We start from the raw sequence: 16,635 nt of genomic DNA on the forward strand, positions 1-16,635 counted from the left end.
TACTCATGGGTCTGCGCATCGGTTCCGACAGGTCGGGCTGTGCAGGGGAACAGGGGATTCGCAACGTGGCGACGAAGACACTTCCGGCAGCAGAGAGCGTCAGCCGTACGATCGATTTGCGGGAACGCCTTCGCCTGTTCAACATCTCGTCGGCCGATGTCGACGCCGCGCGCGCCCTGTGGAACGTGATCGAGCCCGAGGCGCGACTCGTCGCCGCCGCGCATTTCGACCAGTCGCAGAAGGTCGGCGGTCGCGACAGCATGACGAACGATTACGAGCGGATGATCGAACTGGGCGTCGCCTATCTGCGCAACCGCTTCACCAACCTGACCGGCAGCGCATGGGTCGAATCGTGCGAGCGCACCGTCGCCCGCGCCTTTTCGAACGGCGTGCAGCTGACCGCGATCCTGTCGATGGGCGATGCGGGTGCGCGGGCGCTGCTCGACGTGCTGCGCCGCGGCATCGCCGACGAAACGGCGTTCCGCGATGCCGCCGAACTGCTGTTCCGGCTACGCTCGGTCGAATGCGAGATGTTCGTGTCGCTCTACAATGCCTATGCGCATCACGACCTTCAGGAATCGCGCGACCGGCTGGCACATGAATTCCGCGACAATATCGGATCGACCGTCGAACGCGCCAGCCGCGAGAGCGATGCGCTGCGCGGTCACGCCGTCCGCACCTCCGCCAGCGCCCGCGGGATGCTGGGCAAGGCGTCCGAAGTCGCCGCCGCCGCCGAACAATCGGCGGTCGCGATGCGCGAGGCGGCCGCCACCGCCGCCGGTCTGATCCGCGCGATCGAGGATGCGCGGACCGAGGTCGAGGCTGCCGCCGAGATCGCGACGCGCGCCTCCGGACAGGCGGGCACCGCCGTCGGCATGTCGGAAACGCTGTCGGACCATGCCAAATCGATCGAATCGATCCTCGGCCTGATCCGCGACATCGCCGGTCAGACCAATTTGCTGGCGCTGAACGCCACGATCGAAGCGGCGCGCGCGGGCGACGCCGGCCGCGGGTTCGCGGTGGTCGCACAGGAGGTCAAGAGCCTCGCCAGCCAGACCGCACGCGCCACGGACGACATCGCCGCCAAGATCGCGGCGATCCAGGCGGCGACCCGGTCGACCGTCGAAACCAATGCGTCGATCCGCGCCACGGTGAGCGAGGTGCAGGAAAGCGCCAACCGCATCCGCAGCGCGATGGAGGTGCAGGCGCAGACGGTGACCGCGATCACCGCCGCCGTCGACGAAACCGCGCTGGCCGCCGATTCAATGTCGTCGACGATCGCCACGATCCGTGAGGACACCGAAACCGTCGCATCGGAAATCGACCGGGTCGGCGAAGGGTTCAACTCGCTCGACGGCGAACTGGGATCGCTGAAAGCCAGCGCGGTCGATTTCATCGCCAAGGTCGCGGCGTAACGCCGACGACCGCAACGGCGCGGACGACCGCCCGTTGCCCCCTGCCCCGCCCCCGCCTACACGGCGGGACATGGCCCATATTCTCCTGACCGGCGGATCGCGCGGGATCGGTGCGGCGATCGCCGACCGCCTGCGCGACGCCCACACCCTTGCCGTCCAGTCGACCGCCGGCGACCTTGCCGCCGACTTCGCCGATCCCGCCGCGCCGGGCGACCTGTGGCGGCGCGCGCTCGACCGGCTGGACGGGCGGGTCGACATCCTCATCAACAATGCCGGCGTGTTCGAACCGAACCCGATCGACCGGTCCGACGACGACTGGGTCGCGGGCTGGGAACGGACGCTGCGCATCAACCTGACCGCCGCCGCCGAACTCAGCCGGCTGGCGGTGCGCCACTGGCAGGATCGCGGCATCTCCGGCCGGATCGTCAACATCGCCAGCCGCGCCGCACACCGGGGCGATTCGCCCGCGCACTGGCATTATGCCGCGGCCAAGGCCGGCATGGTGGCGATGACCAAGACGATCGCCCGCGCCTATGCCCGCGACCGCATCCTCGCCTTCGCCATCTGTCCCGGCTTCACCATGACCGGCATGGCCGAGGATTATGTGGCGAGCCGTGGTGGCGACAGGCTGCTGGCCGATATTCCGCTCGGCCGGGTGGCGATGCCCGACGAGGTCGCGGTGATGGCGGCGTTCTGCGCGACCGAGGCCCCCGAATCGATGACCGGCGCGGTGCTGGACGTCAACGGCGCGAGCTATGTGCGATGAGCTGGAAACTGACCCTGCCGTGCACCCGCGCCGAAGCCGAGGCGATCGACGCGGCGCATGATTTCGGGATCGACCCCGCCCCGGTGCTGATGACGACCGAGACGGTCGAGGACGATACCGAGACGTGGCGGCTCGACGCCTATTTCGAGGTGGAGCCCGATGCCGCCGCCATCGCCGTAATCGCCGCGCTGGCCCCGAGTGCCGCCGGACAGGTACCGCGGATCGAGGCGCTGGGCGACGAGGATTGGGTGACGATGAGCCAGGCGGGGCTGGACCCGCTGTCGGTCGGGCGCTTCTATGTCCACACTGCCGCGCAGGCCGGCGACGTGCCGCCGGGCAAGCGCGCGTTCCTGATCGATGCGGGACGCGCCTTCGGCACCGGGCATCACGAGACGACCAGCGGCTGTCTGGCGATGCTCGACCGGTTGGCGGGCAAGACGTTCGCGAACGCGATCGATCTGGGGACCGGTACCGGGCTGCTGGCGTTCGCCGCGCGCGAATTGTGGCCGGCGGCGCGGGTGATCGCGACCGATATCGATCCGGTGGCGATCGACGTCACGGCGGAGAATGCGCGGCTGAATGATGTCGATCGGGTCGAGCTGGTGGTCGCCGACGGCGCGCTGTCGGATGCGGTCACGGCGGCGGCACCCTATGACCTGCTGATCGCGAACATCCTCGCCGGACCGCTGATGTCGATGGCGCCGGAGGTGGCGGCGATCGCGGCACCGGGAGCGACGATCGTTCTGGCCGGGTTGCTGGAGACGCAGCGGGCGGACGTGGTCGCGGCCTATGCGGCGTGCGGCGTCACGCTGACCGAGGTCGACCGGCGCGGCGACTGGAGCGTGCTGCGGCTGACGGCGGGGGCGGAGCGGTTCGTGCCGACCGAGCCGATCGATCCGAAGGGTCGCGACGGCTGGGCGCTGGATCTCTAAACTCCTCCCCGCTCGCGGGGAGGGGGACCGCCGCGAAGCGGGGGTGGAGGGGGGTGGCGGCGCAACGCAACCGTTCCGTATGCGGACGCCCCCCTCCACCAGCTTCGCTGGTCCCCCTCCCCGTGCCGGGGAGGATTTTATGTCTTCGACCTCGCATAGTGCTGCGTGCCGCGGGTCAGCACCATATCCTCGGGCAGCACTTCATCCACCGCGATCTCGCGCTCTTCGCGGATCGCTTCGTACACCGGCGCGAAGTCGGTCTCGACGGTCAGGCGCAGCAGTTCGTCGAAGCTGGGGATGACGAAATAGGTCTGCTGGAAATCGTCGATCCGGTAATCGGTGCGCATGACCCGCGCCAGATCGAGCATGATCCGGTTGGGGCTTGGATCGTCGAGCGAGAAGCGGGTTTCCGATGCGCTCGACACGATGCCCGCGCCATAAATACGCAAGGCCCCCGCTTCCCGCACCAGCCCGAATTCGACGGTGTACCAATAGAGCCGCGCGAGTTGCTTCAGCGACCCGAGTTCGAGCGCGCGCAGGCCGCCGCGACCATAGGCCGCCAGATAATCGGCGAACACCGGGTCGGCGAGCATCGGCACATGGCCGAACACGTCGTGAAAGACGTCGGGTTCCTGAAGATAGTCGAGCTGGTCGGGCCGGCGGATGAAGTTGCCGGCGACGAAGCGGCGATTGGCCATGTGGGTGAAGAACACGTCGTCGGGCACCAGCCCCGGCACCGCGACCACCCGCCACCCGGTCAGCGCCTCCAGCCGGTCCGACAGCTCCTCGAAATCTGGAATCCCGGATTCGGACAGTTTCAGCGCGTCCAGCCCGCGCAGGAACGCGTCCGACGCGCGACCGGGCAGCAACTGCATCTGCCGCGCGTACAGCGTGTCCCAGGTGGCATGGTCCTCAGCACTATAGTCGTCCCAGCCCTGCGGGATCGTCCAGTCGGCATTGGCACCCTCGGGCGGGCGGTCGAGCACATGGGTATCGCTGGCCATCCGCACAGGGTAGCATGGGAAACGATGCTACGGAAATGGTCCCTTCGACTATCGGGTTTGCTGGGCGGCATGCTGCTGATCGTGCTGGGGTACTGCATCGCCGGGCTAATCGGCGGCGCGATCCCGGGCGGATCGGGCGGGCGTGCGCCGCAACAGGGCATCCGCATCTATGTCGAGGATAACGGCATCCATACCGGCATCGTCCTGCCCAAACACGCCGCCGGCCAGTCGTTCGACGATCTGGTACGCGCCGGCGATCTGGCCGACCCGCGCTATGCCGGCCATGGCTGGCTGTCGATCGGCTGGGGCGAGCGCGCCTTCTACCTCGGCACGCCGACCTGGGCCGATGTCAGCCCGACCACCATCCTTGCCGCCGCGACCGGCAGCGATGCGGTGGTACTGCATGTCGGGCATCTGCCCGAACCGAAGGGCGAGCCGGGCGTCTATCCGGTCACGCTGTCGCCCGACCAGTATCGGCGGCTGGTTTTGGCGATCCGCGCCAGTTTCGTGCAAGGGCCCACGGTCCACGGCTATGGCCCGTCCGATGCCTTTTACCCGGCGCGCGGGCGGTACAGCGCGGTGCAGACCTGCAATGCGTGGACCGGTGCGGTGCTGCGGGCGGCGGGGGTGCCGATGGGGGCGTGGACGCCGTTTCCGGTGACGGTTACGTCGTGGCTGTGACCATGCTCGCCCCGCCCCCGATCGGCCGTTTCGTGATTGAGACGCCGCGCGCCGCCTTCGCGCTGGCAGGGGTGCCGTTCGGATGGCGGCGGGCGCTGGCCGGCGCACCACGGGCGAGCGGCGAACCGGTGATGCTGCTGCCCGGATTGTTCAACAGCGACCGGTCGAACACGATCCTGCGCCGCTATCTGCGCGCGCTCGGCCACGACGCGCATGGCTGGGAACTGGGGCGCAATTTCGGACAGCGCAGCATCGGGCCGGACGCGGGCGACCTGTTCGCGCGCATCGATGCCGTCGCGCAGGCGAGCGGACGGCCGGTGGCGCTGGTCGGGGTCAGTCTCGGCGGGATCATGGCGCGGCTGGCGGCGCATCGCCGGCCCGATCTGGTCGAACAGGTGGTGACCGTCGCCAGCCCCTATGCCGGGCCGGCGCGCTCGACCCATGTCTGGCGGCTGTACGAATGGATCAGCGGCGAGTCGGTCGACGATCCCGCCGTGCTGGCGCTGGCCGAAGAGGTCCGCCGCCCCCTGCCCGTTCCCGCCACCGCGATCTGGAGCGCCAGCGACGGGCTGGTCAACGGCATGGGCTGCCATGTGCCCGGCGAACCCGGCTGCCGCGCGGTCGAGGTGGTGAGCAGCCATTATGGCGTGCAGACCCGGCTGGTGGTGCTGCGCGCGGTAGCGGAGGCGCTGGCGGGGAACCGGTGAGAATTTTTCCCCTCCCTGGAAGGGAGGGGCCGGGGGTGGGTTGGCCCGTGAGGGAACGATAGCGCGCCACAACGGGCCTACCCACCCCCGACCCCTCCCTTGTCAGGGAGGGGAGTTGACACGACTCAATCGTCGTCCCGCTCGCGCCGACGCCGCGCGTCTTCCTTGCGCATCTCGCGGCCCTCACGAGCTTCCTTCTTGCGCATCTTGCGGCCGTAATTGCGGTCGGCCTCAGACTGGCTGGTCGTCGTCCAGTCGATCACCTGCGCACCGGCGCGGACCGGCGCGGTCGCGACGTTCCACACCGTGCTGACACAGCCCCCGGTCAGCGGCACCAGCGCCAGCATCACCCACCCCAATCGCATCCACCGCCCCTCAATATGGTTTGTCGCGTACCTGCGCCCCGATTAGCGGGAAATCGGTGAAGAAACCATCGACGCCGGCGGCGACCGCATCGGCGATCTCCTGCCCCACCCGGCCATGCACCTCGGGTCCGCCGGCCACGCGATAGAATTCGGGCAGGAAGACATTCTCGGCACGATAGGTCCATGGATGGACGCGCAAGCCCACGACGTGCGCGTCATGGACCAGCGGCTTGTCCGCGCCGACCATCGACTTGTTCGGTCCGATCCCGAAGGCATAGGTCGCGACCGCCTTCAATCCGGCCGGGGTCGCCATCGTTTGATAGCTATCGACGGCATGATCGGCCGGGCCGCCGGTCGCATCCATCAACTGGATCAGGCGGATGGCGGTCAGTTTCTTCAACGCCTTGAGATTGTTCACCTCGAACGACTGGATGAACACCGGTGCCTTCGCACTGTCCCAGCCGGCGGCGCGCAGGTCGCGGACGAGATGCGCCTCCATCGGATGGCCGATCGACGCGAAATAGGTCGGGTGCTTGGTCTCGGGATAGATGCCGATCGTCCGTCCGGTCGCCGCGGTGGCGCGCTTGGCCAGCGCGATCACCTCGGCCAGCGTCGGGATCGGTTGCTGCCCGTCATAGCGGGTATTGCCGGAGCGCAGTTGCGGCAGGCGCTCCTTCGCCCGCAACGTGCGCAGTTCGGCGAGCGTGAAATCCTCGGTGAACCAGCCGGTGACCTGCTGCCCGTCGATCGTCTTCGTCGCGCGGCGGGCGGCGAATTCGGGGTGGGCGGCGACATCGGTGGTGCCCGAAATCTCGTTTTCGTGCCGGGCGACGAACACATTATCCTTCGTCAGCACGAGATCGGGTTCGATGAAGTCCGCGCCCTGTTCGATCGCGAGTTCATACGCGGCGAGGGTATGTTCGGGGCGCGACCCGCTTGCCCCGCGATGCGCGATCACGATCGGCGTCGCGTCGATCGGTCGTTCCTCGGTCATCGTGCCCATCCCCAGCATCGCCAGCAAAACCGTACCTAACATCTGCGATCCCTTCGCAACAGGAAACCGTTTCGATCGGGAACGTTAGCCGATGTGACCAACGGAGCGCCGACCCATGCATTTCACCATCAACGGCCAGCCGCATCAGGCGGAGGTGGACATCCGCACCACCCTGCTCGACCTGCTGCGCGAACATCTTTCGCTCACCGGCAGCAAGAAGGGCTGCGACCATGGCCAATGCGGGGCGTGCACCGTGCTGGTGAACGGCCGCCGCATCAATTCCTGCCTCACGCTCGCCGTGATGCATCAGGATGACGAGATCGTGACGATCGAGGGGCTGGGCACACCCGAAAAACTGCACCCGCTCCAAGCCGCGTTCGTCAAGCATGACGGATTCCAGTGCGGATACTGCACGCCCGGACAGATTTGTTCGGCGGTCGGCATGCTCGACGAGGTCGAGAAGGGCTGGCCCAGCCATGTCAGCGCCGACCTCGACGATCCCGATTTCACCGACGACGAGATTCGCGAGCGGATGAGCGGCAATCTGTGCCGCTGTTCGGCCTATCCCAATATCGTCGACGCGATCCGCGAAGTCGCCGACGCCAAACAACCGGTTCGGGCGGAGGCAGCGGAATGAAACTGTTCGACTATGCCAAGGCCGACAGCGCCGAAGCCGCGACCCGCGAAGGCGCGGTGGCCGATACCAAGTTTATCGCGGGCGGCACCAACCTGCTCGACCTGATGAAATTGCAGGTCGAAACGCCCGCGCGGCTGGTCGATATCAGCCGCCTGCCGCTGAACGATATCGAGGAGATCGACGGCGGCGGGATACGGATCGGGGCGCTCGTCCCCAATTCCGACCTCGCGGCCGACCCGATCATCCGCGAGCGGTACGAGGTGCTGAGCCGCGCGCTGCTGGCCGGGGCGTCGGGGCAGTTGCGCAACAAGGCGTCGACCGGCGGCAACCTGCTGCAACGGACGCGCTGCTATTATTTCTACGAAACGGCGGCGCGCTGTAACAAGCGGGTGCCGGGGTCGGGCTGCGACGCTCAGGAAGGCTCCAACCGCATCCTCGCCGTGCTTGGCACCAGTGACAAGTGCATCGCGACCCATCCGAGCGACATGGCGGTGGCGATGCGCGCGCTCGACGCGACGATCGTGACGCTGGGCAGCGATGGCGAGCGGCGACGCATTCCGATCGGCGACTTCTATCGCCTGCCCGGCGACACGCCCGATATCGAGAATGTGCTGCGTGCCGGTGAACTCATCACCCATGTCGAATTGCCGCCGGCACCGGCGGGCAAGCAGACCTATCGCAAGGTCCGCGACCGCGCCTCCTATGCGTTCGCGCTGGTGTCGATCGCCGGGATCGTCGGGCAAGAGAACGGCAAGATCACCTCGGCGCGCCTTGCGTTCGGAGGACTCGGCCCGATGCCGTGGCGCAACGAAGCCGTCGAGAACGCACTGGTCGGGCAGGCCCCGTCCGATGCGCTGTTCGGGCAGGCCGCCGATCTATTGCTGCAAGACGCCAAGGGCTTCGGCAGCAACGACTTCAAGATTCCTCTGACCCGGCGCACGCTGATCGCGACGCTGCGGGAGTTGACCGCATGACCACCAACGCACTCCGCATGGACAAGGCGGTCGAGAACAGCCTGCTCGACACCAGTGTCCAAGGCATCATCGGCAAGGGGATCGAACGAATCGACGGTCCGCTGAAGGTCGCCGGACAGGCCACCTATTCGGCCGAATATGATTTTCCGAACCTCGCCTACGGCTTCCTCGTCCGTGCAACCTTCCCGGCGGGCAAGATCACGTCGGTCGATGCCGAGGGAGCGAAGGCGCTGCCCGGCGTGATCGACGTCGTCGTCGACCTGAAGACCTTCATCCGCAACGCCCAGCAGGGCGGCGAGACCGGAGCCCCGACGCAGGGGGTCAAGGACGTGGCCTATTTCGGCGAGCCGGTCGCGATCGTCGTCGCCGAAAGCTATGAGGTCGCGCGCGACGCCGCGCAACTGGTCACGATCCGCCATGACCCGGCCGAGGGCGTTTTCACCTTCGACGATCATGTCGATGATGCGATCAAGCCGCCGCCCGGATCGATGCCGCCCTATCACAGCCAGGGCGATCTGGATCGGGCGATGGCCGACGCCGCCTTCACGGTCGACGATGTGTGGCGAACCCCGTCGCAGAATTCGGCGGCGATGGAGCCGCATGCCTCGATCGCGGTATGGGACGATGACGGGCTGACGCTCTACGGATCGTTGCAGATGCCGTCGTCGGACAAGCAGCAACTCGCCAAGTCGCTGGGCGAACGCCAGTCGAAGGTGCGGATCGTCGCGCGCTATATCGGTGGCGGTTTCGGGTCGAAGCTCGGGATTTCGCCGGACACCGTCGCGACCGCGCTGGCGGCGAAGGCGGTCGGGCGGCCGGTCAAGACGGTGATGACCCGCCAGCAGGTGTTCGACGCGACCGTGCGGCGGTCGAACACGCAGCAACGCTTCCGCCTTGCCGCCGATGCCGATGGCAAGCTGACCGGGATCGGGCACGAAACGCTGTGTTCGAACCTGCCGGGCGAAGGCTATTTCGAACCGGCCGGACAGGCGACGCAATTCCTGTACGGCGGTGCGAACCGGATCATCAAACATGATGTGGTCGAACTGAACCGGACCCTGTCGGGATCGATGCGCGCGCCGGGCGAGGCGGTCGGGCTGCTGGCGCAGGAAAATGCGATGGACGAACTGGCCGAACAGATCGGCATCGATCCGGTCGAGCTGCGCCGCCGCAACGATCCGGCCAAGGACCCGCAGAAGGACGTGCCCTTTTCGACGCGGACGCTGACCCGTTGCCTCGATGCGGGCGCGAAGGCGTTCGGCTGGGATCAGCGCAACAAGACGCCTGCGGCCAAGCGCGAGGGCGACTGGCTGATCGGGCACGGCATGGCGGCGACGACGCGCACGAACATGCTGCAACCAAGTGAGGCGCAGGTGTCGATCGGTCCCGACGGACGGGCCATGGTCGAAACCGACATGACCGATATCGGCACCGGAACCTACACCATCCTCGCCCAGATCGCGGGCGAGATCCTCGGCCTGCCGGTCGAGCGGGTGGCGGTGCATCTGGGCGACACCAATTCGCCGCCGGGTGCGGGATCGGGCGGTTCATGGGGTGCCGGCAGCAGCGGGTCGTCGGTCTATCTGGCGGCACAGGCGCTGCGCGAGAAGCTGGCCAAGGCGATGGGCGTCGAACCCGACAACATGACGCTGAAGGACGGCCATGCCATTGCCGGCAACCGCCGGGTCGCGATCGGCGAACTGGTCGGCGACGGAATCACGGCCAAGGGGTCGATCGAGCCGGGCAAACAGGAAAAGGAAACGACGCAGGCGGGCTATGGCGCGCATTTCTGCGAAGTGAAGGTGCATGCCGTCACCGGCGAGGTGCGGGTGACGCGCTGGCATTCGACGTTCGAGGCGGGACGCATCCTCAATGCGCAGACTGCGCGGTCGCAGTGCATTGGCGGCATCGTGTTCGGCATCGGCACGGCGTTGACCGAGGAACTGGTCCATGACGATCGCGACGGGCGCATCGTCAACCACGACCTCGCCGAATATCATGTGCCGGTCCATGCCGACATTCCGCACATGGACATCGCCTTCCTCGACGACCGCGACCACCACGCCAACCCGCTGCATGCGAAGGGGATCGGCGAACTGGGCATCGGTGGTGCCGGCGCGGCGGTGACCAACGCGATCTATAACGCGACCGGCGTGCGGGTGCGCGACTATCCGGCCACGCTGGACAAGCTGCTCGAAGGATTGCCGGCGCTGTAAATCCTCCCCGCGCCGCGGGGAGGGGGACCAGCGAAGCTGGTGGAGGGGGTTGGCCTCGCAACGCAACGTTAACGCATGCGGCCCGCCCCCCTCCACGACCGCTGCGCGGTGGTCCCCCTCCCCGTACCGGGGAGGATTTAGGGGCGGTAGAGCCTTGTTCGCGTTTGCGGCAATCCTACCTGTCATGTATCTGACGCGCAGACCGGGCGGGTTTGCCGTCCCAAGCCGAACCGAGCGAGCACCATGGCCGAATTCCGTTTGCCCAAAAACAGTCGCATCCAGAAGGGCACGACCCACAAGTCGTCGACGTCGGGCCGGATCAAGAAATTCAAGGTCTATCGCTACGACCCCGATTCGGGCCAGAATCCGCGCTACGACGATTTCGAGATCGATCTCGACGAATGCGGGCCGATGGTGCTCGACGCGCTCATCAAGATGAAGTCGGAACAGGACCCCTCGCTGACTTTCCGCCGGTCGTGCCGCGAAGGCATTTGCGGATCGTGTTCGATGAACATCGACGGCCGCAACGGCCTCGCCTGCACCACCGCGATCGAGGATATCAAGGGCGATATCCGCATTACGCCGCTGCCGCATATGGACGTCATCAAGGATCTGGTGCCGGACTTCACGCATTTCTACGCGCAATATGCCTCGATCAAACCGTGGCTGCAGACCGTGACCCCGGAACCCGCCGGCAAGGAACGGCTCCAGTCGCCCGAGGACCGCAACAAGCTCGACGGGCTGTACGAGTGTATCCTGTGCGCCTGCTGCTCGACCTCGTGCCCCAGCTATTGGTGGAACAGCGACAAGTTTCTCGGCCCCGCGATCCTGTTGCAGGCCTATCGCTGGCTGGCCGACAGCCGCGACGAGATGACCGGCGAGCGTCTCGACGAGCTGGAAGATCCGTTCCGCCTGTATCGTTGCCACACGATCATGAACTGCGCGAACGTGTGCCCGAAAGGGCTGAACCCCGCCAAGGCGATCGCCGAGATCAAGAAGATGGAAGTCGAACGGATCATCTGATCGCTTCGTGCCCCATTATTTCCACCCCGTTCGGTTCGAAGCTGCGCTCGAAGCAAACGGGGTGGGATGGGCAAACGGGGTGGAGTTGGTAAGGGTCGGACGCGGATGACCGTCCTCACCCGCTACGACGGCCTCGTCACCGCCGGCGAACTCCGCCCCGACCCCGAACAGCGCGCCGCGGCCGAGCGCCTGTCGCGCCTCGCCGACGAACTCGACTCCCCACCGAAGCGCGGGCTGTTCGCCCGTCTGACCGGCCGCGACGCCCCTGCCCCGCGTGGCGTGTACCTGTGGGGCGGCGTCGGGCGCGGCAAGTCGATGCTGATGGACCTGTTCTACGACTGCGTGAACGATCCGGCCAAGCGCCGCGTCCATTTCCACGCCTTCATGATCGAGGTTCATGCCCGCCTCGCGACCGAACGCGCCAAGGAAGCGGGCAACCCGGTGCCGCCGGTCGCCGAGGCGCTGGCGAAGGACCTGAAACTGCTCGCCTTCGACGAAATGGTCATCAACAACACCGCCGATGCGATGGTGCTGTCACGACTGTTCACCGAGATGATGACGCATGGCGTGACGATCGTCGCCACGTCGAACCGCCCGCCGGTCGATCTCTACAAGGACGGATTGCAGCGCGACAGCTTCCTGCCGTTCATCGCGCTGCTCGAATCGAACCTCGACGTGCTGCCGCTGAACGGTCCGACCGATTATCGCCGCGACCGGCTGGGCGCGGTCGATACGTGGCTGGTGCCCAACGGCCCGGCCGCGACCGCCGCGCTGTCGGCGGCGTTCTTTCGCCTGACCGATTATCCGGTCGAGGACGCGGCGAACGTGCCGTCGTGCGACCTCGATATCGGCGGGCGGACGCTGCACGTGCCCAAGGCGCTGAAGGGCGTTGCGGTGTTCAGCTTCTCGCGCCTGTGCCGCGAAGCGCGCGGCGCACCCGATTATCTGGAAATCGCGCGGACGTTCCACACCGTCATTCTGGTCGGTATCCCGGTACTCGGCCCCGACAACCGCAACGAAGCGGCACGGTTCGTGACGCTGATCGACGCGCTGTACGAATATCGCGTCAAGCTGCTGGCGGCGGCCGACGCGCAGCCGGGCGACCTGTATCCCCGTGGCGACGGCCGGTTCGAATTCGACCGCACGATCAGCCGGCTGGAGGAAATGCGGTCGGAGGAATATCTCGCCAAGGGCCATGGCGAGGGGTAGCGCCTGCCGTCCTCCATCCCTCACTCCCCATTGCAACAGTCCCGTTTGCTTCGAGCGCAGGTTCGAGCCTATCGAGAACCGAAGTTGAGAAGGGGTTGACCCAAGCGACCCGTTCTCGACGGACGCTTCTCGACTACGCTCGAAGCTGCTCGAACCGAACGGTTGGGGCGAAGCAGATTACCCCCGCCGCACATCCGCCTTCTTCGTCCTGAGCGTCGCCGACGCCGCGGTCGGATCGTCCGGCCATGGATGGCGCGGATAGCGGCCGCGCATCTCCTTCGACACGTCGCGCCACGACCCGGCCCAGAACCCCGGCAGGTCGCGCGTCGTCTGGATCGGGCGGCCGGCGGGGGAGGTCAGGCTGAGCGTCAGCGGCTGGCCCGCCACCATCGGATGGCTGGCAAGCCCGAACAGCGCCTGCACCCGCAGTTCGACGCGCGGTCCCCCTTCGGCGGCATAATCGATCGCATGGCTCGACCCCGCCGGGCTTTCGAACCGCGCCGGGGCAAGGCGGCGGATCTGCTGCATCCAGTCCCAGCCCGCCACCTGTTCCAGCGCGTCGTGCAGCCCGGTCACCGCCTCCAGCCGCCGCTTGCCGGCCAGCAGCGGCGGCAACCAGTCGTCGATCGTCGTGGTCAGCGCGGCATCGCCCAGCGGATCGTGCTGCCCCAGCATCGCCGCGACATAGGCCGACCGGCGACGCAGCGTCTCCGCCCCGTCCCATGGCAGCAGCGACAGGTCGCGGCGCACCGCCTGCACCAGTGCGGCGACGATCTCGTCCGCCGACGCCGCCGCATCGGGGCCGGACGACAGGCGGATCGCGCCCAGCCGCCGCTCGCGCAGCGCGATCACCCCGCGCGTCGCGGGATCGAAGGTGACGCTGCGCCGCGTTTCGATCCGGTCGCCGAACAATTGCTCGACGGTCGCCTGATCGATCGCCACCGCCGACAGGATGCGCGCGCCCGCCGCCTGTCCCTGCGTCTCGGCCACCGCCAGCCATTCGGCCGATCCGAGCGCCGCCGCCTCCAGCCTGAACCCGCGTCCGCCGACCGAGGCCCAGCGTTCGCCCGACGCATCGCGGCGTTTGGCGATGCGGTCGGGAAAGGCCAGCGCGACGCTGCGGGCGAGCGCGTCGGCGGGGGGATCATCGCGGCCCTTCACCAGCCCCCGCCAGCGATCGGCGAGGCGCCGTCCGGCATCGGCGCGCTGCCCGCGCTCGCTGCGCCAGCGGCGGCGGCGCTGGTCGAGATCGGTGTCGTTACCGCCCAGCCCCCGTTCGCCCAGCAACACCGCGACCTCCGCCGCCGCGCCGGCAAAGCCCTGTTCGCCCGCGCGGATCAGCATATGCGCCAGACGCGGCGACAGCGGCAGGGCGGCGATGGCGAGGCCGTGCGGCGTCGGCCGGCCGTCCGCATCGATCGCGCCGAGCGTCGCAAGCCGGGCGCGCGCTTCGTCTACCGCGGCGGCGGGCGGCGGGTCGAGCCAGCGGAGCGTCGTCGGGTCACCCACCCCCCATTTGCCGCATTCGAGGACCAGCGCCGACAGATCGGCTTCGAGGATCTCGGCGGGGTCGAAGCGCGGCAGCCCGGCGGTGGCGGCGGCTTCCCACAGGCGATAGGCGACCCCCGGCCCCTGCCGCGCGGCACGGCCGGCACGCTGGGTCACGGCGGCCTGGCTGGCGCGTTCGGCCGTCAGCCGCGTCATCCCCGCCGCCCGATCGTACCGCGGACGCCGCGCGAGGCCGGAATCGACGACGATGCGGATGCCGTCCAAGGTCAGCGAGGTTTCGGCGATGCTGGTCGCCAACACGATCTTGCGACGGCCTTGCGGGTCGGGGGCGATGGCGGCGCGCTGTTCGGCGGGGAGCAACGTGCCGTGCAGCCGGTGCAGCACCGCACCGTCGGACACGACGATGCGTTCGGCGGTCCGCTCGATCTCGGCGACACCGGGCAGGAAGGCGAGGACACCGCCCTCCGCCTCCACCAGCGCGCGCCGGATCGCGGCCGCGACCGAATCCTCGATCCGGGCCTCGGCATTGCGGCCGATATGGCGCAGGTCGAGCGGGTAGGATCGCCCCTCGCTCTCGATCACCGGCGCATCGTCCATCAGCGCGGCGAAGCGTTCGCCGTCGAGCGTCGCCGACATGGCGAGAATGCGCAGGTCGGGACGAAGTGCGGCCTGTGCATCGAGCGCGAGCGCGAGGCCGAAATCGCTGTCGAGGCTGCGTTCGTGCACTTCGTCGAACAGCACCGCCGACACGCCCGCCAGTTCAGGATCAGCCTGAATACGCGCGACGAAGATGCCCTCGGTCATCACCGTCACGCGGGTCGCCGCCGATCGCTTGCTGTCCATGCGGGTGGCATAGCCGAACGTCTGGCCGACGGGTTCGTTCGCGGTGGCGGCCATGCGCTCGGCCGCGGCGCGCGCGGCGATGCGGCGGGGGGACAGCAGCAGGATCTCGCCGGTGACCCATGGTTCGCCCAGCAGCGCGGGGGCGACGGCGGTGGTCTTGCCCGCGCCCGGCGGCGCGACGAGGACGGCGGAGGTGCGGTCGCGCAGTGTCTGAAGGAGGTGGGGCAGTACGGCGTGGATCGGGAGCATGGGCGTGCTGTAGCAATCCTCCCCGCCTGCGGGGAGGGGGACCATGCGCAGCATGGTGGAGGGGGATAGCCGCAAGCACCACCGTTCCGTATGCGGACACCCCCCTCCACCACCGCTTCGCGGCGGTCCCCCTCCCCACGAGTGGGGAGGATTTCAGAGGGTATCGGGGTCGGGCCCCAATCGCCCGTCCGCGCGGTCCATCGCGTCGATCTTCGCAATCTGGTCCGCGGTCAGCGTCACCGACTGCGCCGCCAGATTCTCCTCGATCCGCGTGCGCGACGACGCCTTGGGGATCACGCCCAGCCCGGCCTGCAAATGCCACGCGAGGATGACCTGCGCCGGGGTCGCGCCGACCTCCTGCGCGATCGCCCCGATCGTCGGATCGGACAGCAGCGATCCCTGCCCCAGCGGCGACCAGCTCTGCGTGACGATGCCAAGCCGGTCATGCGCCGCCCGCGCCGCACGCTGCTGAAAATGCGGGTGCAATTCGATCTGGTTGAGCGCCGGCACCACCCCGGTCGCCTCGACGATCCGGTCGAGATGGTCGGGCGAGAAGTTCGACACGCCGATCGACGCCACTCGCCCCTCCTCGCGCAACCGCACCAGCGCCTTCCACGTGTCGACATAGCGATCCTCGGACGGCATCGGCCAGTGGATCAGGAACAGGTCGATCCGCGGCAGCTTCGCGGCGCTGGCATCGAACGCCCGCAGCGCACCGTCATAGCCCATCGCGTCGCGCCACAATTTGGTGGTGACGAAGATGTCGCGGTCGGCGGTGGCTTCGCCGACGCCGGCTTCGTTGGCGTAGAAGGCGGCGGTGTCGATCAGGCGGTAGCCCGCGTCGATCGCCTCGCGCGACAGGCGGGCGGAGTCTTCGGCCGGGACCTTGTAGGTGCCGAAACCGATCGCGGGGATGCTGCGGCCGTCGTTCAGTGGGAGGTCGGTCATGGTGGGGTCCGTGCGGTTGGGGAGCAGGAGATCAAGCGATGAGGTCGTGGAGGTGTTCCCGTTCTGCCGAGCTTTCCGTTTGTGATGAGTAGCCATTGAGCGAAGTCGAAAGCCCGTATCGAAGGACCTGTTCCGCAGGTGCTTCGATACGGGTGTTCGACAA

The 16,635-nt window shown here is 67.9% G+C and carries 15 protein-coding genes; 10 read left to right on the forward strand and 5 right to left on the reverse strand.

The annotated features are described in order from the left end of the window. Window positions 1–65: 65 nt before the first annotated feature. From ASE70_RS17005 to ASE70_RS17015, 3 genes are all read left to right on the forward strand, one after another. Window positions 66–1,415 (forward strand): methyl-accepting chemotaxis protein, encoded by a 1,350-nt coding sequence (locus ASE70_RS17005; protein ID WP_056402955.1) that lies wholly within the window; start codon window positions 66–68, stop codon window positions 1,413–1,415. Between the two features lie 70 nt (window positions 1,416–1,485). After that, a complete protein-coding gene (locus ASE70_RS17010; protein ID WP_056402694.1) occupies window positions 1,486–2,181 on the forward strand; it encodes an SDR family NAD(P)-dependent oxidoreductase in 696 nt (231 codons plus the stop codon). Then, a complete protein-coding gene (locus ASE70_RS17015) occupies window positions 2,178–3,113 on the forward strand; it encodes a 50S ribosomal protein L11 methyltransferase (RefSeq protein WP_056507413.1) in 936 nt (311 codons plus the stop codon). The genes ASE70_RS17010 and ASE70_RS17015 overlap by 4 nt, the downstream gene beginning before the upstream one ends. A 137-nt stretch (window positions 3,114–3,250) precedes the next feature. Here ASE70_RS17015 and phhA read toward each other — a convergent pair whose 3' ends face one another. After that, entirely contained in the window at window positions 3,251–4,117 is an 867-nt protein-coding gene (phhA, locus tag ASE70_RS17020) for a phenylalanine 4-monooxygenase (protein WP_056507416.1), read from the reverse strand. A gap of 69 nt (window positions 4,118–4,186) precedes the next feature. Between phhA and ASE70_RS17025 the strand changes: the two genes are divergently transcribed. Together ASE70_RS17025 and ASE70_RS17030 are read left to right on the forward strand one after the other, a co-directional pair. Further along, window positions 4,187–4,798: a TIGR02117 family protein gene (locus tag ASE70_RS17025; protein WP_056402958.1), complete on the forward strand. Its 612-nt coding sequence runs from the start codon at window positions 4,187–4,189 to the stop codon at window positions 4,796–4,798. Further along, window positions 4,789–5,505 carry a GPI inositol-deacylase gene (locus tag ASE70_RS17030; protein WP_235520023.1) on the forward strand — a complete coding sequence of 239 codons (717 nt, stop codon included), beginning with the start codon at window positions 4,789–4,791 and terminating at the stop codon, window positions 5,503–5,505. Before ASE70_RS17025 ends, ASE70_RS17030 begins: the two co-directional genes overlap by 10 nt. Before the next feature lie 125 nt (window positions 5,506–5,630). Here the strand turns inward: ASE70_RS17030 and ASE70_RS17035 are convergent, their stop codons facing one another. Continuing rightward, window positions 5,631–5,852 carry a hypothetical protein gene (locus tag ASE70_RS17035; protein WP_414882350.1) on the reverse strand — a complete coding sequence of 74 codons (222 nt, stop codon included), beginning with the start codon at window positions 5,850–5,852 and terminating at the stop codon, window positions 5,631–5,633. Between the two features lie 28 nt (window positions 5,853–5,880). After that, on the reverse strand, window positions 5,881–6,882 hold the full coding sequence (locus ASE70_RS17040) for a glycerophosphodiester phosphodiesterase (RefSeq protein ID WP_443024911.1): 1,002 nt from the start codon (window positions 6,880–6,882) through the stop codon (window positions 5,881–5,883). 97 nt (window positions 6,883–6,979) lie between these two features. Here ASE70_RS17040 and ASE70_RS17045 point away from each other — a divergent pair, with 97 nt between their 5' ends. The 5 genes from ASE70_RS17045 (at window position 6,980) to zapE (ending at window position 12,923) form a co-directional block, all read left to right on the forward strand. After that, entirely contained in the window at window positions 6,980–7,501 is a 522-nt protein-coding gene (locus ASE70_RS17045; RefSeq protein WP_056507423.1) for a 2Fe-2S iron-sulfur cluster-binding protein, read from the forward strand. Further along, complete coding sequence (locus tag ASE70_RS17050; protein ID WP_056507426.1) at window positions 7,498–8,475, forward strand: FAD binding domain-containing protein; 978 nt, start codon at window positions 7,498–7,500, stop codon at window positions 8,473–8,475. The genes ASE70_RS17045 and ASE70_RS17050 overlap by 4 nt, the downstream gene beginning before the upstream one ends. Continuing rightward, window positions 8,472–10,691: a xanthine dehydrogenase family protein molybdopterin-binding subunit gene (locus tag ASE70_RS17055; protein WP_056507429.1), complete on the forward strand. Its 2,220-nt coding sequence runs from the start codon at window positions 8,472–8,474 to the stop codon at window positions 10,689–10,691. Before ASE70_RS17050 ends, ASE70_RS17055 begins: the two co-directional genes overlap by 4 nt. Before the next feature lie 243 nt (window positions 10,692–10,934). Then, window positions 10,935–11,714 carry a succinate dehydrogenase iron-sulfur subunit gene (locus ASE70_RS17060; protein ID WP_056402712.1) on the forward strand — a complete coding sequence of 260 codons (780 nt, stop codon included), beginning with the start codon at window positions 10,935–10,937 and terminating at the stop codon, window positions 11,712–11,714. A 105-nt stretch (window positions 11,715–11,819) separates the two neighbouring features. Continuing rightward, window positions 11,820–12,923: a cell division protein ZapE gene (gene zapE, locus ASE70_RS17065; protein ID WP_056507432.1), complete on the forward strand. Its 1,104-nt coding sequence runs from the start codon at window positions 11,820–11,822 to the stop codon at window positions 12,921–12,923. A 177-nt stretch (window positions 12,924–13,100) separates the two neighbouring features. On the opposite strand, the gene hrpB is transcribed toward zapE, so the two are convergent. Both hrpB and ASE70_RS17075 read right to left on the reverse strand, forming a co-directional pair. Beyond that, window positions 13,101–15,524 (reverse strand): ATP-dependent helicase HrpB, encoded by a 2,424-nt coding sequence (hrpB, locus tag ASE70_RS17070; RefSeq protein ID WP_056507435.1) that lies wholly within the window; start codon window positions 15,522–15,524, stop codon window positions 13,101–13,103. Window positions 15,525–15,677: 153 nt separating this feature from the next. After that, the gene (locus tag ASE70_RS17075; protein WP_056507439.1) at window positions 15,678–16,472 is read right to left on the reverse strand and encodes an aldo/keto reductase; all 795 of its coding nucleotides are present in this window, start codon (window positions 16,470–16,472) and stop codon (window positions 15,678–15,680) included. Between the last annotated feature and the right edge of the window lie 163 nt (window positions 16,473–16,635).

The organism is Sphingomonas sp. Leaf22 (assembly GCF_001421715.1).
Lineage (GTDB): Bacteria > Pseudomonadota > Alphaproteobacteria > Sphingomonadales > Sphingomonadaceae > Sphingomonas.